General features: G+C 72.3%; 15 protein-coding genes. 6 read left to right on the top strand and 9 right to left on the bottom strand.

The genetic code is table 11. From position 1 onward, the window contains the following. The first annotated feature begins 206 nt into the window (after window positions 1–206). The gene (locus ACFC1J_RS11920; protein ID WP_375905960.1) at window positions 207–647 is read left to right on the top strand and encodes a hypothetical protein; all 441 of its coding nucleotides are present in this window, start codon (window positions 207–209) and stop codon (window positions 645–647) included. Next, window positions 644–3,712: an AAA family ATPase gene (locus ACFC1J_RS11915; RefSeq protein WP_375905957.1), complete on the top strand. Its 3,069-nt coding sequence runs from the start codon at window positions 644–646 to the stop codon at window positions 3,710–3,712. The genes ACFC1J_RS11920 and ACFC1J_RS11915 overlap by 4 nt, the downstream gene beginning before the upstream one ends. Before the next feature lie 35 nt (window positions 3,713–3,747). Here the strand turns inward: ACFC1J_RS11915 and ACFC1J_RS11910 are convergent, their stop codons facing one another. Further along, a complete protein-coding gene (locus tag ACFC1J_RS11910) occupies window positions 3,748–4,416 on the bottom strand; it encodes a TetR family transcriptional regulator (protein ID WP_375905955.1) in 669 nt (222 codons plus the stop codon). A 110-nt stretch (window positions 4,417–4,526) separates the two neighbouring features. Here ACFC1J_RS11910 and ACFC1J_RS11905 point away from each other — a divergent pair, with 110 nt between their 5' ends. Then, window positions 4,527–5,363 carry an oxidoreductase gene (locus tag ACFC1J_RS11905; protein ID WP_375905952.1) on the top strand — a complete coding sequence of 279 codons (837 nt, stop codon included), beginning with the start codon at window positions 4,527–4,529 and terminating at the stop codon, window positions 5,361–5,363. 34 nt (window positions 5,364–5,397) lie between these two features. Here the strand turns inward: ACFC1J_RS11905 and ACFC1J_RS11900 are convergent, their stop codons facing one another. Together ACFC1J_RS11900 and ACFC1J_RS11895 are read right to left on the bottom strand one after the other, a co-directional pair. Next, window positions 5,398–6,357: a DMT family transporter gene (locus ACFC1J_RS11900; RefSeq protein WP_375905949.1), complete on the bottom strand. Its 960-nt coding sequence runs from the start codon at window positions 6,355–6,357 to the stop codon at window positions 5,398–5,400. 153 nt (window positions 6,358–6,510) lie between these two features. Beyond that, on the bottom strand, window positions 6,511–7,425 hold the full coding sequence (locus ACFC1J_RS11895; RefSeq protein WP_375905946.1) for a siderophore-interacting protein: 915 nt from the start codon (window positions 7,423–7,425) through the stop codon (window positions 6,511–6,513). 30 nt (window positions 7,426–7,455) lie between these two features. Between ACFC1J_RS11895 and ACFC1J_RS11890 the strand changes: the two genes are divergently transcribed. The 3 genes from ACFC1J_RS11890 (at window position 7,456) to ACFC1J_RS11880 (ending at window position 11,446) form a co-directional block, all read left to right on the top strand. After that, entirely contained in the window at window positions 7,456–8,313 is an 858-nt protein-coding gene (locus ACFC1J_RS11890) for an ABC transporter ATP-binding protein (protein ID WP_375905943.1), read from the top strand. 68 nt (window positions 8,314–8,381) lie between these two features. Next, window positions 8,382–9,407, top strand: a complete 1,026-nt coding sequence (locus ACFC1J_RS11885) for an iron-siderophore ABC transporter substrate-binding protein (RefSeq protein ID WP_375905940.1) — start codon at window positions 8,382–8,384, stop codon at window positions 9,405–9,407. Then, entirely contained in the window at window positions 9,404–11,446 is a 2,043-nt protein-coding gene (locus ACFC1J_RS11880; protein WP_375905937.1) for an iron ABC transporter permease, read from the top strand. The genes ACFC1J_RS11885 and ACFC1J_RS11880 overlap by 4 nt, the downstream gene beginning before the upstream one ends. A gap of 152 nt (window positions 11,447–11,598) precedes the next feature. On the opposite strand, the gene ACFC1J_RS11875 is transcribed toward ACFC1J_RS11880, so the two are convergent. The 6 genes from ACFC1J_RS11875 to ACFC1J_RS11850 all read right to left on the bottom strand — a co-directional run bounded on the left by ACFC1J_RS11875 (window position 11,599) and on the right by ACFC1J_RS11850 (window position 19,620). Beyond that, entirely contained in the window at window positions 11,599–12,279 is a 681-nt protein-coding gene (locus tag ACFC1J_RS11875; protein WP_105688964.1) for a response regulator, read from the bottom strand. Next, entirely contained in the window at window positions 12,276–14,903 is a 2,628-nt protein-coding gene (locus ACFC1J_RS11870) for an ATP-binding protein (RefSeq protein ID WP_375906214.1), read from the bottom strand. The genes ACFC1J_RS11875 and ACFC1J_RS11870 overlap by 4 nt, the downstream gene beginning before the upstream one ends. Before the next feature lie 41 nt (window positions 14,904–14,944). Then, window positions 14,945–15,586 carry a potassium-transporting ATPase subunit KdpC gene (gene kdpC / locus ACFC1J_RS11865; RefSeq protein ID WP_375905932.1) on the bottom strand — a complete coding sequence of 214 codons (642 nt, stop codon included), beginning with the start codon at window positions 15,584–15,586 and terminating at the stop codon, window positions 14,945–14,947. 91 nt (window positions 15,587–15,677) lie between these two features. Beyond that, complete coding sequence (gene kdpB, locus ACFC1J_RS11860; protein ID WP_375905929.1) at window positions 15,678–17,849, bottom strand: potassium-transporting ATPase subunit KdpB; 2,172 nt, start codon at window positions 17,847–17,849, stop codon at window positions 15,678–15,680. Further along, entirely contained in the window at window positions 17,846–19,531 is a 1,686-nt protein-coding gene (kdpA, locus tag ACFC1J_RS11855; RefSeq protein ID WP_375905926.1) for a potassium-transporting ATPase subunit KdpA, read from the bottom strand. Before kdpA ends, kdpB begins: the two co-directional genes overlap by 4 nt. Then, entirely contained in the window at window positions 19,531–19,620 is a 90-nt protein-coding gene (locus tag ACFC1J_RS11850; protein ID WP_375905923.1) for a potassium-transporting ATPase subunit F, read from the bottom strand. The genes kdpA and ACFC1J_RS11850 overlap by 1 nt, the downstream gene beginning before the upstream one ends. Window positions 19,621–19,753: the final 133 nt, after the last annotated feature.

Genomic DNA, 19,753 nt, shown 5'->3' with positions numbered 1-19,753 from the left:
GCTCCCTGTGCGCGGCGGGCTCGCCCTTCTGACCGCGAGACTCCATCTGGGCGACGAGACTGCACGCCTGCGGCGCTGTCTCGTCGCCCAGTTGCAGTCTCGCGGATCTGTGGATCTGAGGTACCGGGGGCGGAAGTTAAGGCATCTGCCCGATGGGGGGAGGGGGCCTTAGCGACGAGCGTATGAGTACCGGAGAAGGAGACATCATGGAACTGAACTACGCGATGAACTACCGCATCACCACGCTGGAGATCGAGCAGGCCGCGATCCGTGCCGAGCGCGCAAGGATGGCCGCAGAGCATGCCGACATGATCGTGCGCCGCGACGGGTTCCTGCGTCGCATGCTGGGGCGTCTGCGTGCTCGCCGTGCCGAGGCTGCACCTGCCCCCGTGTCAGCCCGGGCAGCCGCCGTGCCCGCCGAGCCGGCGTCGGCGAACCGCGTGAGTGTGATCGCAGCGACCGAAGCCGCCCCGACCGAAGCCGCCCCGACCGAAGCAGCCCCGATCGCTGTGCCCGCGCCTGCCACCCCGATCGCCGCGCCCGAGGCTGCGGCCCCGATCGCCGAGCTCGTGCCCGCCGCGTCCGCCCAGACGGAGGACGATGCCCGCGCGAGCGAGCTGGTCGGCTGCGGTTCGCACGCCGCATGAGTGGCCCGGCGTCGGCCTCGGCGCCCGACACCGCGACGTCCGCCCCCGCGGCGGCACAGGACGCGCCCGAGAGCGAGAGCCTCCCGACGACGGATCCGATCCAGGATCCGCTGCTGCCGGGAGGCTCTTCCGCGTCCGGCGCGGACTCCTCCGGTTCTGCCGAGAGCGGCGCCGCGCCCGTTCCGGCGCCCGATGTCCGTGGCTGGTGGCACGATGAAGACATGTCCCTCGCCACCACGTCGGCCGCCATGGTCGGGCGCGATGCCGAACTCGCGCTCCTGGACGACGCCCTGCGCCGTGCCGGTGCCGGCGAGTCCGCCTCCGTGCTCGTGGGTGGCGAGGCCGGTATCGGCAAGTCCCGGCTGACGGCAGAGTTCCGTCGCCGCGTGGCGGGTGAGGCCACCGTGCTGACGGGCTGGTGTCTCGACTACGGATCCACGCCGGCCCCCTTCGGCCCGCTCCCGGCGATCCTGCGCGGAGTGCTCGACGAGCTCGGCGACCGCGCCGATGAGGCCGCGGGCCCTGGTCGGGACGCCCTGCAGCTGCTGCTCCCCGAGCGTGCGACCGGGCCGGTCGACCGGTCCGCGATCCGTCCGGAGGGGCTGCGCGAGACGATCGCGAACCTGCTCGAAGCGGCCGCCGCCACCCGCCCCGTGGTGGTCGTGATCGAAGACCTGCACTGGGCCGACGCGGCGACGCTCGCGATGCTCTCCTTCCTGCTCCGCGCCCTCGCAGGCCGTCCCGTCCTGTTCCTGCTCACCTGCCGCATCGACGAGGTGCGCCGCGGGGGAGAGGTGCGCACCTTCTTCGCCGAGGCGGAGCGCGCCCGGCTGCTCGACAGGGTCACCCTGAAGCGGCTCGACGCGATCGAGGTGCGCGACCTGGTGCAGCGCCTGCGCGGCACGGTCGACGATGCGGGGCTCGCGCGTCTCATGGAGCGCAGCGAGGGCGTGCCGTTCTTCATCGAGGAGCTGCTCTGCAACGTGCAGGGCCCCATGCCCGACACCCTGCGCGACGTGCTGCTCGCGCGCTTCGACGCGCTCGGCGACGACGCGAAGCGCATCGTGCGGTTGGCGTCCGGATCCGACGATCCGATCTCGCACGACCTGCTCACCACGCTCGCGGGCTTCGACGGCGAGCGCCTCGACGACGCCCTCCGCGAGGCGATGGCGACGGGTGTGCTCGCGGTGCGCGGCGACTCCGGATACGGCTTCCGGCACGCGCTGCTGCGCGAGGCCGTGCACGACGACCTGCTGCCGGGCGAGCGCGCCCGCCTGCACTGGGCCTACGCCGATGCGCTCGAGGCCTCGGGCGGATCCGCGTCCGCCCTCGCCTTCCACTGGCATCAGTCGCACGATTCGCCGCGCGCGCTCGCCGCCGCCGTCACCGCGATGCTGCAGGCCAAGAACAGCTACGCCTTCTCCACCTCCGCGCGCTTCGGCGAGCTCGCTCTCGAGCTGTGGGACCAGGTGCCCGATGCGCAGGAGGTCGCCGGCATCGGGCGGATCCCGCTGCTCGCGCAGTTCGGCTCGATCCTGCGCAACGGCGGTGACGGCGAGCGGGCGCTCACGGTCGTCTCGCTCGCGCTCCAGGAGATCGACCCCGCGGAGGTCGAACCGGCCGTGCATGCCAGGCTGCTGCGCGACAAGGCCCTCTACCTGCAGAACCTCGGCCGGCACGGATCCGTCGAGCTGCTGACCGAAGCGCTTGCGGTCATCGAGGGGCGCGAGGGCGAGGAGCGGCTGCGCACGACGCTGCTCGGCTACCTGGCAGGGCGCCACCTCGTGGGAGGACAGCTGGAGCAGGCGGTCAGCACCGCGGACGAGGCGTACCGGGCCGCCGAGCGGATCGGCTTCGACGGCGCGATGTCGGTCGCGGCGAACCTGCGCGGCTGCGCCCGCGTGCACCTGGGCCAGGTCGCGGCGGGGCTCGATGACTTCCGGCTGTCCTGGCAGCATGCGACTGACCACGACGCGCAGCTGCGCTACCGGGTCAACTACGCCGACACGCTGAACATGATCGGCCGTTTCCGCGAGGCGGTCGAGGTGGCCGAGGCCGGGGTCGCGCACTCCCGCCAGCTGGGCGTCGAGCGGGCCACCGGGTCGATCCTGTCGCACAACATGGTCGAGCCGCTCATCGAGCTCGGTGAGATCGCGCGCGCCGAGGAGGGAACGGCGCGGGACCTGACCATGCGCACGCTGCAGGTGTTCCGCATGTACTCGACGATGTCGCGGATCCGCACGCTCGTCTGGCGCGGCGGCATGGATGAGGCCACCCAGCTGCTGCGCGAATGGCGCGCGACCGCCGAGGCCGTCGCCGATGTCGAACGACAGGTCTGGTACTCGCTGCACGACGTGGAGATCCTCATCGCACTCGGCCTCGGGGATCCGGTGCGCGCCGCGGCGGGGCTGCGCGAGACGATCGAGGATCCGGGGCGGCGGCTCGCGCTGCGGGGGCGGATCCTGCTCGAGGGCGGCCGGGTCGTCGCGGATCTGCGTGCCGACGGCCACGCCGCGCTCGCCGAGGAGACCGCCGAGATCGTGCGCACCGCATGGTCCTCGCTGCCCGCCGAGCTGCAGCATCCGCACTGGGCGGCCGTGCTGACCGCTGTGCTGGATGCGGACGGAGCGCGCCTCGACGCGGCGATCGTGGTCGCCGATGGCGATGACGTACCCGCCGTGTTCCGCCCGCTCGTGCGCCTGGAACGGGCGCGGGTGTTCGTCGCGGACGGCGACAGGGCATCGGCGATCGACATGGCGGCCGAGGCCGCCGCGTCCGCGGAGGCGCTCGGCCACGACCGGCTGCGCCGCCGTACCGCGGAGTTCATCGAGGCGGCAGGCCTCCATCGCGCGGGATCGCGTGCGGCGCATGCCGCGGAGGGCGTGGAGCTCACCGCGCGCGAGCAGCAGGTGCTCGACCTCATCGCGGAGGGGCTCAGCAACCGGCAGATCGGCGAGCGGCTGTTCATCAGCGGGAAGACCGCGAGTGTGCACGTCTCCGCGATCCTGCGCAAGCTCGGCGTCTCCAGCCGCACCGAGGCCGCCGTCGCCCAGCGCGCCCGCTGAACCGGCCTCGCGCCGTTGAACCGGCGAACCGCGGCCTAGGCTGCGAGCACTCCGAGGATCAGCACGTCGATGACGCGGGAGAGGGATCCCTGGAACTGCTCCGGGAGGAACACGAGCGACGCGTCGAGGGCGTACGCGTCGAGGACGGCCTGGGGCGGATGCGCATACGTCCAATACGCGCCGACGGCGATCAGGATCGCCCGTGCGGCCTCTTCCGCCTGTGCCGTGGTCAGTTCCGGGACGACCTGACGGACCAGCGCGCTGAACCGGCCGAGTGATTCGTAGACGTCCCGCTTGTACCGCGCGATGGTCTCGGCCGAGACGTTGTGCTCCAGCACGCCGGCCTGTGCGCCGAGCAGCTCGCAGAGCATCCCGTGCCGGGCGAATGCGGTGGCGAGGGCCTCGGCAGTGCTCGCGACGCGCTGCCGGATGTCGGCCCCGGGATCGATCGCGGCGGGGATCCCCTCGCTCACCTCGACGTACAGATCCCGGGCGAGCTGGGCGAGAAGGTCCAGCAGGATCGCCTCGCGCGACTCGAAGTACCGCAGCACGTTGGACTTCGCCAGACCCACGCGGCGGCTGAGCTCGTTGAGACTGAGCTCGGTCAGCGGCATCTCGGCGAGCATCGCGGCGGCGGTGTCGAGGATCGCGCGGCGGCGGATCTCCCGCTGCTCTTCGCTGCGTGCGCGCTGGAACGTGGTCACCCTCCGATTCTACAGACTGGCGGTCTCTTGACAAGGAACCGATGGTTCCTTATATTAAAGACCATTGGTCCGATAAAGAACTCGGATGCGAAGAACAGGGGAAGATCACCATGGTCACGAAGGTCGCACTCGTCACGGGGGCCTCCTCCGGCATCGGAGAGTCCGCCGCGCGTCATCTGAAGGACGCGGGCTTCACGGTCTACGCGGCGGCTCGGCGCGTGGACCGGATGGCGGGGCTGCGGGACGCCGGGGTGCACACGGTCGCCCTGGACGTGACGGACGACGACTCGGCGCAGGCTGCGATCGCGCAGATCCTCGCGGAACAGGGGCGCATCGACGTGCTCGTGAACAACGCGGGGTACGGATCGTACGGCGCGCTCGAGGACGTGCCGCTCTCGGAGGCGCAGGCGCAGCTCGACGTGAACGTGCTCGGCCTCGCCCGGATGGCGCAGCTGGTGCTGCCGCAGCTGCGTCGGCAGCGCAGCGGCACGATCATCAACATCTCGTCGATGGGCGGCAACTTCACGACCCCGCTGGGTGCGTGGTACCACGCGAGCAAGTACGCGGTTGAGGCGCTCAGCGACGCCCTGCGCATGGAGCTGGCTCCGTTCGGCATCGACGTGGTCGTCGTCGAGCCCGGATCCATCCGCACCGAGTGGGGTGCGATCGCCGCGGCCAACGTGCGGGAGACCTCCGGCCGGGGCCCGTATCGGGCGCAGGCGGAGGCGGTCGCGACCGCCCTCGGCAACAGCTCGCTGCCGGGCGCCAGGATGACGTCCGCGCCGGAGGTCGTCGCCCGCGCGATCGCGAAGGCGGCGACGGCCGGCCGGCCCCGTGCCCGCTACCGCATCGGCTTCGGTGCAAAACCCCTGGTCTTCGCGCACCGGATCCTGCCCGCGCGCGCGTTCGACCGCCTCATCCAGCGCAGCATGGGCGTCGGCGGCTGACGCGGGGGCAGGCCGTGCCGACGTGATGGTGCGGTCACACGGCGGTGGCTTCCCGCTGCCGGCGCCCGCGGACGAGGAGCAGCCCGTCGAACCGGCGCTGCACGAGAAGCACGCTGAGGATGATCATCAGAGCCCCTGCGGGCTCGTACCAGGTGAGCGGCTCGGCGAGCAGGATCACGCCCAGCGCGATGCCGACGAGCGGGGTGAGGTAGGTGACGCTCGCGGCGGCGACGGCGCCCCAGGCCGAGAGCACCCGGGTGTTCCAGATGTAGGCCAGCCCGGTGCCGAGCACGCCGAGCGTCGCGAGTGCCAGCGTCGGCGCGGGCGCGAGTCCGCCGCGGATCGGTTCCAGTGCGAGGAACGGCGCGAGGAGGATCCCGACCGCCGCGGCCGCGGTCAGCTGCACCGCGGCGATCGACAGGGCATCGTGACAGTGCCGGCCCGTCACGAAGCGCTGCATCCACGTGAAGGCGATCCCGTACGAGGCGGTCGCTCCGAGGCACGCCAGCTGCGCGGGGACCGAGGCGAGGAACGCCGGATCGCTCACCACCTGCCAGGCTCCCATCGCGAGGGCGACGCCGCAGAAGCCCAGCACGACGCCCGCGATCTGGCCGGGGTGCAGGGCAACCCCGCGCACCGTGAGCGCCGTCGCGATCGCGGTCCAGATCGGGGTGGTCGCGTTGATGACGGCGGCGATCCCCGAGGGCAGCAGGGTCTCCGCCCAGGCGAAGAGCAGGAACGGCGCGACGCACAGGAACACGGCGACGACCGTCATGTGGCCCCAGATCCGCGGCTCCCGCGGCCAGCTGCGCCGCGTGAACGTCATGAGCGCACCGAGGGTGAGTGCGCCGATCAGGATGCGGCCGGTCGCGATCTGCGCGGGAGTGAAGGAGTCGAGCGAGACCTTCATCAGCAGGAAGCTCGATCCCCACGTGAGCGCGAGCGCGAGATATGCCGATGCGGTGAGAAGCGCGGAGCGCGATGGAGCGGCCATGACTTCAGCGTCGTCGTGTCGCCGTCTCGGGTCTGGCGGGAATCGGACGTCGCGATCGCGGCGGGATGCTCGTGCCGACCGGCGGCGTGCTCGCCCGGTGGGTGCTCTCTGCGCGGGGCGGTGCGGCGTGTCGACCGGAACCTTGTGCCGCCCTCAGGCGGCCTCGGCCCGTCCTCGGCGCCAGTATCCCATGAAGGCCACGGAGCGCCGGTCGATGCCGAGGCCGCGCACGAGATGGCGGCGCAGCGCGGTGATCGTGCTCGCCTCGCCCGCGAGCCACGCGTAGCAGGATCCGACCGACGACTCCGGCACCTCCCAGAGCACCTCGTCCTCGTCCGGATCCGCGAGCTCCGTCGCGGGTGCGTCGCCGGCGGAGGCGATCGTCTCGGCGACCCGCGTCTCGCCCCAGGCGTGCACCGCGGCGCTCAGCCGCAGCCCGTGCGCCGCGCTTCCGCGCGCCAGCCACCGGACCGCGACGCCCTCGGGCGCCGTGAGAGGCAGTGCATCGGCCTCGGTGGGCACCTCGATGTAGACGGATCCGGTCACGTGCGCGGGGAGCGACTCGACGATCGCGCAGATCGCCGGCACCGCGGTCTCGTCTCCCGCGATGAGCACGGACCCAGCATCTCCCGGGTTCCACTCCAGCCCGCCGGTCTCGTCCGCGCGCGCATCGGGACCGATCACGACCAGCGGAGCACCGGGGCCTGCGGCGGAGGCCCAGGCGGACGCGGGGCCCTCCGTGCCGTGCAGCACGAAGTCGACGTCGATCTCCCGGGACTCCGGGCGTACGGCGCGGATCGTGTACGTGCGGATCGGATTGCGGGTCTCATCGGGGAGTTCTCGCCACCGGCGATACCACTCCATCATGCCGACCGATTCGTCGAACTGGCCGACGTCGGTGAAGGATCCGTCGGGCAGCGGCAGCACGAGCTTGATCCGCTGATCGAGGCCCGCCGTGCCGAAATGCACGAGGTCGGGGCCGGTCAGCGTCATGCGCAGGAAGTTCGGCGACAACTGCTCGCGACGCGCGACGGTGGTGCGGTAGGTCCGGTAGGGATGATGTGACACGCTCACCAGGATAGGTTAGGCTCCCCTAACATGACGAATCGGGATTCCTCCGGCTCCTTCCCGTCGGCCGGGCTCGTGGCCGAGGGCTTGGCGCTGCACTACGGCCGCACGCCCGTCGTACACGACGTCGCGCTCACGCTCCGACCCGGATCCGTCACGGTCCTCATCGGCCCGAACGGCAGCGGCAAGTCCACCGCGCTGCGGGCCATCGCGCGGCTGCACCGCATCCACGCCGGATCCGTGCGCATCGATGCCGCCGGCGCCGACCGCGACGCCGCGGCGCTCGATGCCAAGGAGTTCGCGCGCACCGTGGCGATGCTGTCGCAGTCGCGTCCGCATCCCTCGGGGCTGGAGGTGCGCGACGTCGTCGCCTTCGGCCGGCACCCCCATCGCGGACGGTTCGCGGGCCTGCGCGATGAGGACCGCGCGGCCATCGACAGGGCGCTCGCCCTCACCGGCCTTGGCTCGATGGGCGCGCGTCCCGTGGACGAGCTCTCGGGAGGGGAGCTGCAGCGCGTGTGGCTGGCCACTGCGCTCGCGCAGACCACGCCGATCCTGCTGCTCGACGAGCCGACCAACCACCTCGACCTTCGCTACCAGATCGAGACGCTCGACCTCATCCGCGATCTCGCCGACGCGGGCACGGCCCTGGGCGTCGTGCTGCATGACCTCGACCACGCCGCCGCGGTGGCCGACCGCGTCGTGCTCCTGCACGACGGTCGCGTGCGCGCAGACGGCACTCCCGCCGAGGTGCTCACCGGCGAGAACCTCTCCGCCGCCTACGGGCTGCGCATCGACACCGCCCTCGACGACGACGGCCGGGTGCGCGTGATCCCCCGAGGCAGGCATGCCGCCCGCCGTCCGGTGCACGAACCGCAGCTCGCCTGACCGCGGCCGGCCGGGTCCGCCGGTCCCGACAACTCCCTGATATCCCCACCCACCGACCCTGGAGAACCATGCGCAAGCCCCTCGTCGTCCTCTCGCTGCTCGCGGCGACCACTCTCGCCCTCGCCGGCTGCGGAACGACCTCCGTCGCCGCGCCCACCGGCAGCGCCGCACCCGCCGCGAGCGCGGAGTGCGCCAAGGACACCACCGCCACCGCCACCGGCCCGGTCAGCGTGACCGATGCCATCGGCCGCACCGTGAAGCTCGACAAGCCCGCCGAGCGCGTCGCCGTGCTGGAGTGGCAGCAGGTCGAGGATGCGCTTTCGCTGTGCGTGACGCCGGTCGCCGTCGCGGATGCCGCCGGCTACCGCCAGTGGGACAAGGCGGAGACGCTGCCCGAAGGCGTCAAGGACGTCGGCACCCGTCAGGAGCCCAACCTCGATGCGCTGTTCCAGACCAAGCCCGACCTCGTCGTCGTCGAAGCGCAGACCCGCGACGACGCGATCATCGGCCAGCTCGAGAAGTACGGCGTGCCCGTGCTCGTGACGATCGGCGCCGACGCGAAGGACCCCGTGAAGCAGCTGCTCGCGACCTTCGACCTGATCGCGCAGGCCACGGGCCGCACCGAGCGCGCCGAGGTCGTCGCGACCGAGATGAAGAACCACCTCGAGGAGGCGAAGAAGGCCCTCGCCGCCGCGAAGCCCGAGAGCACCGACTTCGTCTACTTCGACGGCTGGGTCGACGGCGGCACCGTGTCGCTGCGGCCGTTCGGCACCGGGTCGCTCATCGGCGCGATCGGCGGCGAGCTGGGCCTCACGAACGTGTGGAAGGGCGAGACCGACCCCGCGTACGGGCTCGGCAGCACCGACATCGAGGGCATGACGACCGTCGGATCCGCGACGCTGCTGCACACCGGCACCGACGACCCCGACAGCGACAGCTTCATCACGGCGGCCGAGAAGAACCCGGCCTGGGCCTCGATCCCCGCGGTCGCCGAGAAGCGGATCCACGCGTTCCCGACCGGCATCTGGACCTTCGGCGGACCCCGCTCGGCCGAGAAGATCGCCGACGCGTACGTCGCCGCGTTCACCCGGTGAACCGGAGGCGGCGCGAGAGCACCGGCGTCCGCGAGAGCACCGGCGTCCGCGCGCGCCTCGGCGCCGTCGGGGTGCTGCTCCTCCTCCTGCTCGCGCTCGTCGCCGCCGCGGGCTGGCACCTCGCCCAGGGGACGAGCGGGGCGGGCTGGGCCGATCCGGACATCCTGCTCGGAGCGCGCCTGCCCCGGCTCGCGGCGGGCATCGCGGTCGGTGTCGCGCTCGGCGTGGCCGGCCTGCTCATGCAGTCGCTGGCCCGCAACGCCCTCGCGTCCCCCGACACCCTCGGGGTGACGGCGGGCGCGTACCTCGCGATCACCGCGGTCGCCGCCTTCGGGATCTCGATCCCGTTCTGGGCGTCGGGGATCGTCGCGTTCGCCGGCGGGCTCGTGGCCGCGGCGATCGTGCTCGGACTCGCGGGAGGGGCCGGATCCTCGACGACCCGGCTCGTGCTGGCTGGATCCGCTCTGGCCCTCGCGTTCCAGGCCGCGACCTCGGCGCTGCTGATCCTGTTCAGCGAGCAGACCAAGGGGCTGCTCGCGTGGGGGAGCGGCAGCCTGTCGCAGCTCGGTCTCGAGGCGTTCCTGCGGGCGGCCCCGGTCGTCGTGATCGCCGGCCTGCTGGCCCTGCTCCTCGCCCGCCGCCTCGACGTGCTCGCGCTCGGCGACGATCTGGCCGCGTCCCTCGGCGTGCGGATCCGCTCCACGCGCATCCTCGGGATCCTGCTCTCGGTGCTGCTGACCGCGACCGCCGTCACCCTCGCGGGGCCGCTCGGCTTCGTCGGGCTGTGCGCGCCCGTGCTCGCACGCCTGCTCGTCCGGATCGTGCCGGGACTCGGCCGGCACGCCCTGCTGCTGCCGGCATCCGGTCTCATCGGCGCGCTCGTGGTGATCCTCGCCGACGCCCTGCTGCGACTCGTCATCGGCGCCGAGGGCGCGATGGCCGTGCCCACGGGGGTGGCGACCACCGTGCTCGGATCCGTCGTGCTCGTGGTGATGGCGCGGAGGCTGCGCGATTCCGGGCCCACGCGGCGCCCGCCGTCGATCCGGTTCGGGGTGCGGGGGCCGCTGCGCTTCCGGCTCGTGCTCGCGGTCTCGGCCGTGCTGGTGGTCATCGTCGTGATCGCCGGTCTGCTGCTGGGCGCGACGCCGCTGCTCACCGGGGACGTGCTGCTCTGGCTGCAGGGGCAGGCGCCTGCGCAGATCGCGTTCGCGCTGGACGAGCGGGCACCGCGGGTGATCGCCGCGGTCACGGCGGGCGCGGCCCTCGCGCTCGCCGGATGCCTCACCCAGGCCGTGAGCCGCAACCCTCTGGCGGATCCGGGCCTCCTCGGCATTACCGGCGGCGCCGGGCTCGGGGCGGTGCTCGTGGTGACGAGCGCTGCGGCCTCGACGTTCGGCATGCTCGTGGCGGCGGTGGTCGGCGCGATCGCGGCGTTCGCCCTCGTCTACCTGCTGTCCTGGCGCGGCGGGCTCAGCGCGGATCGGTTCATCCTCATCGGGATCGGCGTCTCGTCGGCGGCGGTCGCGCTCACGTCGTTCGTGCTGCTGCGCGCGAACCCGTTCGACACCCCGAAGATCTACACCTGGCTGAGCGGCACGACGTACGGCCGGATCTGGGATCAGGTGGTGCCACTGGCCGTCGTGCTGCTGATCGCGCTGCCCGTGGTGCTGCTGCGCCGCCGCGAGCTCGACCTGCTCGCGCTCGACGAGGACACGCCGCGCGTGCTCGGCGTGAAGCTCGAGCGCTCCCGCCTGCTGATCCTCGCGGTCGCGGCGCTGCTCGCGGCGTTCAGCGTGGTGGCGGTCGGCGTCGTCGGCTTCGTCGGCCTGGTCGCCCCGCATGCCGCGCGCGCCCTGGTCGGCGGGCGGCATGCGCGCGTGGTCCCGGTCGCGGTGCTGCTGGGGGCGGTGCTGGTGGGCCTCGCGGATGCGGTGGGCCGCACGGTCATCGCCCCCGCCCAGCTGCCCGCAGGTCTCGTGGTCGCCGTGCTCGGCGCCCCCTACTTCGTCTGGCTCCTCTGGCGCTCCCGCGACGTCTGAGCCCGGGCTGCCCTCGGTCCGGTCCCTGAGCGAGGAGCGCAGCGACGAGACGAAGGGCGTCTCGCTGCGCTCGCTCAGGAACCGATGATCGGTCCCTGAGCGAGGAGCGCAGCGACGAGACGAAGGGCGCTCAACGACCGCGGGAAGGGAGGTCAGGCCGGGTCCAGCACCAGGCGGTAGCCCATGCCCTGCTCGGTGAGCAGGTGCTCGGGGGCGCTGGGAGTGCGCTCGAGCTTCTTGCGCAGCTGCGAGAGGTACAGCCGCAGGTAGCCGGTGTCCGTGATCTGCTCGGTGCCCCAGATCTCGCGCAGCAGCTCTTGCCGCGTCACGAGCGCGCCGGGATGCCGGGCCAGGTGCTCGAGGATCTGCCACTCCGTCGGTGTGAGGTGCACGCGGGATCCGCCGCGCGTCACGGCCTTGGCCGCCAGATCCACCTCGACCTCGCCGAACGCGACGGACGACTCCGCGGGCGCCCCGCCGCGACGGCGGGCGAGGGCGCGCAGCCGCGCGAGCAGCTCGTCGACCTGGAACGGTTTCGTGACGTAGTCGTCGGCACCCGCGTCGAGCGCCTCGACCTTGTCCGCGGATCCGGTCCGTCCCGACACGACCAGGATCGGCACATCGCTCCAGCCGCGCAGCGCCTCGATCACGGCGATCCCGTCGAGCTTGGGCATGCCGAGGTCGAGCAGCACGATGTCGGGGTGCGCCTGCGCGGCCATCGCGATCGCGGCGGCGCCGTCGGGGGCGGCGATCACGTCGTAGCCGTGCGCGGCGAGCGTGATCCGCAGGGCGCGCACGAGCTGCGGGTCGTCGTCGGCGACGAGCAGTTTCATCGCGGGTCCTCCTCGGCCGGGGTCGTCTCGAGCGGCAGCGACACCACCATCGTGAGGCCGCCGCCGGGGGTGTCTTCGGCCGTCAGCGTACCGCCCATGCCCTCGGCGAAACCCCGGGACAGGGCCAGGCCCAGGCCGAGACCGGTCGTGTTGTCGGTGTCGCCGTGCCGCTGGAACGGCAGGAACGCGCTCTCGCGCTGGTCTTCGGGGATGCCCTCGCCGCGGTCGGCGACGCGGATCTCCGCGCGCTCGCCGAGCCGGCTCGTCGACACGATCACGCGCTCCCCAGCGGGCGAGTGCCGCACGGCGTTGGTGAGCAGGTTCACGAGCACGCGCTGCAGCAGCACCGGATCCGCCCGCAGCGCCGGCAGGGCCGGATCCAGGGCGAGTTCGACGTCGGCGGGGCCGAGCGAGAGCTCGTCGAGTGCCGACACCACGCCGCCCCCCGCGTCCACCCTGCCCAGCGACACCGCCAGCACTCCCGCCTGCACGCGGCTGACGTCGAGCAGATCCGTGACCAGACGCGACAGCGTGGCGAGGCTCTCGTCGGCGGTCTCGACGAGCTCGGCGCGGTCCTCCGCGGACAGGCGGTGCGCGCTGCGGAGGCCCCCGACGGCGGCGACGGCCGCGGCGAGCGGCCGGCGCAGGTCGTGGCTGAGCGCGGAGAGCAGAGCGCTGCGCACCTGGTCCGTCTCGGCGAGCACCGCGGCCTGGCTCGCGGTCTCGCGCAGATCCGTGTGCTCGATCGCCGCGGCGAGCTGGGCGACGATCGCGTCGAGCAGGCGGCGGCCCGCGGCGTCGAGATCCGCCCCGTGCAGCTCGAGGATCGCGCGCGGGCGGCCGTCCGGACCGACGCCGACCGGAACGGTCTCCATTTCGGGGCCGGTCATCGCGGCCGACCCCGTTCCTGCCGCCGCGGACCCGCCGGGGGAGGAATCGGCCGGATCCGCCCCGTCGATGTGGCCGGCGAGCGGCTCCCCGTCTGCGGCGATGACCGTGCCGTCGGGGGAGAGCAGCCGGACGCCGCTCAGCCCGAAGGCCTCGCGTGCTCGCGCGACGAGAGCCGTGGGGGCGCTGTCTCCGCGCAGCACGTTGCCCGCCACGGCGGCGAGCAGTTCGGCCTCTCCTGCCGCGCGCTGGGCGGCGCGTGCGCGCCGGGCGGCCTGGTCCACGACGATGCTCACGAGCACCGCGATCACGACGTACAGCACGAGCGCGAGGGCGTGCAGCGGATCCGCGATCGTCACCGTGAAGAGCGGTTCGACGAAGAGGAAGTCGAGGGTGAAGCCGCTCAGCACGGCGGCGAACAGGGCGGGGCGGAGCCCGCCGATGAGGGCGACCACGACGACGAGCAGCTGATAGCTGAGCACGTCGCTGGTGATGGATCCTGGCGCCTTGAGCGTGAACAGCAGCCAGGACAGCAGCGGTCCGCCGACCAGAGCGACGGCGAACCCGATGAGCTGACGCCGCCAGCCCAGGGCGCCGCCGCTGATCGACGGGAGCGGCCCGCGGCCGCCGGCGGCGGCGTGCGTGACGATGTGCACGTCGATGTCGCCCGAGCGGCGGATGATCTCCGCGCCGATGCCGGGCCCCGTGAGCGCCGCGGAGAGCCGGGAGCGCCGGCTCACGCCGATCACGAGCTGGCTCGCGTCGACGGACTGCGCGAACTCGACCAGGGTTCCCGGCACGTCGTCGCCCACGAGCTGGTGGTAGCTGCCGCCGAGCGATTCGACGAGACCGCGCTGGGCGCTCAGCGCGCCTGGACGGTCGCCGCGCAGGCCGTCCTGGGTGGTCACGTGCACGGCCAGCAGCTCGCCGCCGGCCGACCGCGCCGCGATCCGCGCGCCACGGCGCAGCAGCGTCTCACCCTCGGGCCCGCCGGTGAGGGCGACGACCACGCGCTCGCGCGCCTGCCAGGCGCTGTCGATGCCGTGCTGGGTGCGGTAGCTGCGCAGCGCGCTGTCGACCTCGTCGGCCAGCCACAGCAGCGCCAGCTCGCGGAGGGCGGTGAGGTTGCCGAGGCGGAAGTAGTTCGACAGGGCGGCGTCGATCCGCTCGGCCGGATACACCTGGCCCGCCGAGAGCCGGTCGCGCAGGGTCTGCGGGGCGAGATCCACGACCTCCACCTCGTCCGCGTCGCGGATGACCGCATCCGGCACGGTCTCCTGCTGGACGACGCCGGTGATCTTCTCGACCACGGCGTTGAGCGACTCGATGTGCTGCACGTTCACGGTCGTGATGACGTCGATGCCCGCGTCCAGCAGTTCCTGCACGTCCTGCCAGCGCTTGGCATTGCGGGATCCTGGCGCGTTGGTGTGCGCCATCTCGTCGATCAGCGCGAGCTCCGGCCGACGGGCGAGCACCGCGTCGACGTCGAGCTCGTCGAGCTGCACGCCGCGATGCGACACGACCCTGCGGGCCACCTGCTCGATGCCCCTGGTCTGTGTGAGCGTCGCTTCCCGGCCGTGCGTCTCCACGATCCCGATGACGACGTCGCGCCCGGCCTCGGACAGGCGGCGTCCTTCGCCGAGCATCTCGTAGGTCTTGCCCACGCCCGGCGCCGCGCCGAGCAGCACGCGCAGTCGGCCGCGGGCTCCGGATCCGCCCTCGCGCCTCGCGCCCATCATCGCCTCGCTCACTGCACGTGCCCTCTCGTGGCCGCGGCTCACCGCTGCAGGGCGTCGAGGGCCTGGTTCAGCGCGAGCACGTTCACCCGCTCTTCGCCGAGGAAGCCCGCATCGCGCGTTTGAATCCTAGACTCCACCAGCGCGCGCACGGCGGACGCATCCAGGCCGCGCGCCTCGGCGACCCGGTCCACCTGGAGCAGCGCGTACGCCGGGCTGATGTGCGGGTCGAGACCCGACGCCGAGGCGGTGACCGCGTCGACCGGAACCGCGGACTCGGCGACGTTCTCGCGGGCGGCGATCGTTGCGCGGCGCTCGGCGATCGCCTTCACCAGGTCGGGATTGTTCGGTCCGAGGTTGCTGCCGCCCGAGGCCGTGGGGTCGTAGCCCTTCTCGCCCGCCGCGGACGGACGGGGCTGGAAGTACTGCGGCAGCGCATCGCCCTTCGCGTCGGTGAAGGACTGGCCGACGAGGGCGCTGCCGACCGGGGCGCCGCCGCCGGTCCAGCCGCCGGTCGCGTTCCCCTTCGCGTCGACGAGGGATCCGTTCGACTGCCAGGGCATCGCGAGCTGGCCGATGCCGGTGAGGGCGAGCGCGTAGCCGGCGCCGAGGAGGAGGGTGAGCACGAGCATCGCGCGGACGGCGACGCCGGTGAGGCGGACGGTGCCGCGGAGGTTCGACATGGGGTGTGCCTTTCAGCTCGGGAATCCGGTTCCTGAGCGAGTGGATCAGTTCGGGATTCCGGTTCCTGAGCGAGCGAAGCGAGACGAAGGATCAGAAGCCGGGGATGAGGGCGACGAGGAGGTCGATGAGCTTGATGCCGACGAACGGGGCGATGACGCCGCCCACGCCGTAGATCAGCAGGTTGCGCTGCAGGATCTGCGAGGCGCTCGCGGGCTTGTAGGTCACGCCGCGCAGGGCGAGCGGGATGAGGAAGACGATCACGATCGCGTTGAAGATGATCGCGCTCGTGACTGCGGATGCGGGCGAGTGCAACTGCATGATGTTGAGGGCGGCGAGCCCCGGGAACGCGCCCATGAACATGGCCGGGATGATCGCGAAGTACTTCGCGATGTCGTTCGCGAGCGAGAACGTGGTGAGCGCGCCGCGGGTGATGAGCAGCTGCTTGCCGATGCGCACGATGTCGATGAGCTTGGTCGGATCCGAGTCGAGGTCGACCATGTTCCCGGCCTCCTTGGCGGCCGAAGTTCCGGTGTTCATCGCGACGCCGACGTCGGCCTGCGCGAGCGCGGGGGCGTCGTTGGTGCCGTCTCCGGTCATCGCGACGAGGCGCCCGCCCTCCTGCTCGCGGCGGATGAGGGCGAGCTTGTCCTCCGGCGTGGCCTCGGCGAGGTAGTCGTCGACTCCGGCCTCGGCCGCGATCGCCTTCGCCGTGAGCGGGTTGTCGCCCGTGATCATCACGGTGCGGATGCCCATGCTGCGCAGCTCCTGGAAGCGCTCGGACAGGCCCTCCTTGACGACGTCCTTGAGGTGCACGACGCCGAGGATCCTGGATCCTTCCGACGGCGCCGCCACGGCCACCACGAGCGGGGTGCCGCCAGAGGCGGCGATCTCGTCGGCGAAGCGGGCCGCCTCGTCGGCGCCCGCCGAAGGGCCCTCCGCCTCGATCCAGGCGCGGATCGCGGATCCTGCGCCCTTGCGGATCTGGGATCCGTCCGCGAGGTCCACCCCGCTCATGCGCGTCTGCGCCGTGAACGGCACGGTCTCCGCGCCCCGGGGAGCGGTGGCGGTGATGCCGCGGGAGGCGGCGAGCTCGACGATCGAGGCGCCCTCGGGTGTGGGGTCGGCGAGCGAGGAGAGTGCGGCGGCGTGCAGCAGCTCCTCCGCGGAGACCCCGGCGACCGGCCGCACGTCGGTGGCGCGACGGTTGCCGTAGGTGATCGTGCCGGTCTTGTCGAGCAGCAGCGTGGTGACGTCGCCCGCGGCCTCGACCGCGCGGCCGGACATCGCGAGCACGTTGCGCTGCACGAGCCGGTCCATGCCGGCGATGCCGATCGCGGAGAGCAGCGCGCCGATCGTGGTCGGGATGAGGCACACGAGCAGGGCGATCAGCACGGGGATGCTCACCGGCGATGCCGAGTACGACGCGATCGGGTTGAGCGCCAGCACCACTACGAGGAACACGATCGACAGGCTCGCGAGCAGGATGTTGAGCGCGATCTCGTTGGGGGTGCGCTGTCGGTCGGCACCTTCGACGAGCGCGATCATGCGGTCGACGAAGGTCTCGCCGGGCTTCGAGGTGATCCGCACCACGATCCGGTCCGACAGCACGCGCGTGCCGCCGGTCACGGCGCTGCGGTCGCCGCCCGATTCGCGCACCACGGGTGCGCTCTCCCCGGTGATCGCCGACTCGTCGACGGTCGCGATGCCGGCGATGATGTCTCCGTCGCCCGGGATCGGCTCGCCGGCGACCACGATCACGACGTCGTCGCGGCGCAGGTCGGAGGATGAGACCTCCTCGGTCGCCGCGCGCTCCGCCGACGGATCGGAGGAGGCGTCGTAGCCCGTGACGCGCCGGGCCATCGTGCTGGTGCGGGTCTTGCGGAGCGTGGCGGCCTGCGCCTTGCCGCGTCCCTCCGCGACCGACTCCGCGACGTTCGCGAACAGCACGGTGAGCCAGAGCCAGACCGCGATGGACCAGGTGAAGCCGTTCGGCACGGGCGTGCCGCCGGACTCCGCGGCACCGGATCCGAGGAACGGCTCGGCGATCGCGAGAACCGTGGTCAGGGCGGCGCCCGCCCAGACCAGCAGGATCACGGGGTTGCGCAGCAGCGTCGCGGGGTTGAGCCGGCGCAGCGCGCCGGGGAGCGCCTGCACGAGCTGGTTCCAGCCGAACGCGCGCGGGGGGCGCTTCGGGGATCCGGATCCCGACCCGGAAGCGGGCTCCGGCGACGGGTGGGTGAGCGGAGTGTCGACGATGGTCATCGGACGAGTCCTTCTGCGAGCGGCCCGAGCGTGAGCACGGGGAAGTAGGTGAGAGCGGTGACCACGACGGAGACCGCGATGAGGAGCCCGACGAACTGCGGGCGGTGCGTGGGCAGCGTTCCCGCCGTCTGCGGCACGTGCTGCTGCTGGGCCAGGGATCCGGCCAGCGCGAGGACGAACACGATCGGGACGAACCTGCCGAGCAGCATCGCGACGCCCAGGGCGGTGTTCAGCCAGGGGGTGTTCGCGGTGAGGCCGGCGAAGGCGGATCCGTTGTTGTTCGCCGCCGACGTGAAGGCGTACAGCACCTCGCTGAGCCCGTGCGGACCGGGGTTGAGGATCGAGGTGTTCTCGACGTCGGCGCGGATCGGCGGGATCGCGAAGCTCAGCGCGGTGCCGGCGAGCACGAGGGTCGGCGTCACCAGGATGTAGAGGCTGGCGAGCTTGATCTCGCGCGGGCCGAGGCGCTTGCCGAGGTACTCGGGGGTGCGCCCCACGAGCAGCCCGCCCACGAACACCGCGATCACGGCGAGGATGAGCATGCCGTAGAGGCCCGAACCGACGCCGCCGGGCGCGACCTCGCCGAGCATCATGTTGATCATCGGCATCATGCCGCCGAGGGCCGTGTAGGAGTCGTGCATCGAGTTCACGGCGCCCGTGGAGGTGAGCGTCGACGCGGTGCCGAAGAGCGTGGATCCGAGGATTCCGAAGCGCTGCTCCTTGCCCTCCATCGCTCCGCCCGCCAGCTGCGGCGCGGCCCCCTGGCCGTTCACCTCGAAGGCGCTCAGCGCGACGAGGGAGACCAGGAAGATCGTGCCCATCACGGCGGCGATCGCGTAGCCCTGGCGGTGGTCGCCGACGATCCGTCCGAACGTGCGCGGGAGTGCGAACGGGATCGCCAGGATCAGCAGGATCTCGAGCAGGTTCGTCCATGCGGCCGGATTCTCGAACGGGTGCGCGGAGTTGGCGTTGTAGAAGCCGCCGCCGTTCGTGCCGAGGAGCTTGATGGCCTCCTGCGAGGCGACGGGACCGCCCGGGATCGACTGCGTCGCTCCCGCCACCGTGTGCACGTCGGTGAACCCGGAGAGGTTCTGCGCCACTCCTCCGGCGATGAGCGCGAGTGCCGAGAGGATGGCGAGGGGCAGCAGCAGCCGGATCAGGCCGCGGATGAGGTCGACCCAGAAGTTGCCGATCGTCGCGCTGCTGCGGCGGGCGAAGCCGCGCACGAGGGCGATCGCGACCGCGATCCCGACCGCCGCCGAGGTGAAGTTCTGCACGGCGAGGCCGGCGAGCTGCACCAGGTGGCCCATGGTCTGCTCGGGCGAGTACGACTGCCAGTTGGTGTTGGCGACGAACGAGGCGGCGGTGTTGAACGCCAGCCCCTCCGGCACTGCGGGCAGGCCGAGCGAGAGCGGCAGGACCTGCTGCACGCGCTGCAGCAGGTAGACCAGCAGCAGGCCGACCACGGAGAAGGCGAGCACGCTGCGGGCATAGGCCCGCCAGGTCTGCTCGGAGGAGGCGTCCACGCCGATCAGGCGATAGATGCCGCGCTCCAGGCGCAGGTCCTTCGCTCCGGTGTAGATGCGCGCCATGTAGTCGCCGAGCGGGCGGTACAGCAGCACGAGGACGGCGATGACGGTCGCGGCCTGCAGCGCGCCGAGCCAGATGTCCGAGGCGCCCATCAGAACTTCTCCGGGGCGACGAGGGCCACCACGAGGTAGCCGATGGCGGCGACCGCGAGGGCGGCGGCCACGATCTCCACAACGATCACAGCTTCTCCACCCCCTTCGCGATCAGCGCGACGAGGGCGAACACGGCGAGCGTGAGGGCTACGTAGATGATGTCGAGCACGGATCCGATCGAACCGTCTCCGTCACCGCGAGCGGGTCTTCCTCACGCTTTGC

The sequence above is a fragment of the Microbacterium sp. NPDC056052 genome (assembly GCF_042266785.1).
In the GTDB taxonomy this organism is placed as follows: Bacteria; Actinomycetota; Actinomycetes; order Actinomycetales; family Microbacteriaceae; genus Microbacterium.
Note: the sequence above shows the minus strand (reverse complement) of the source record. Positions and strands in the feature narration are given on the sequence as shown.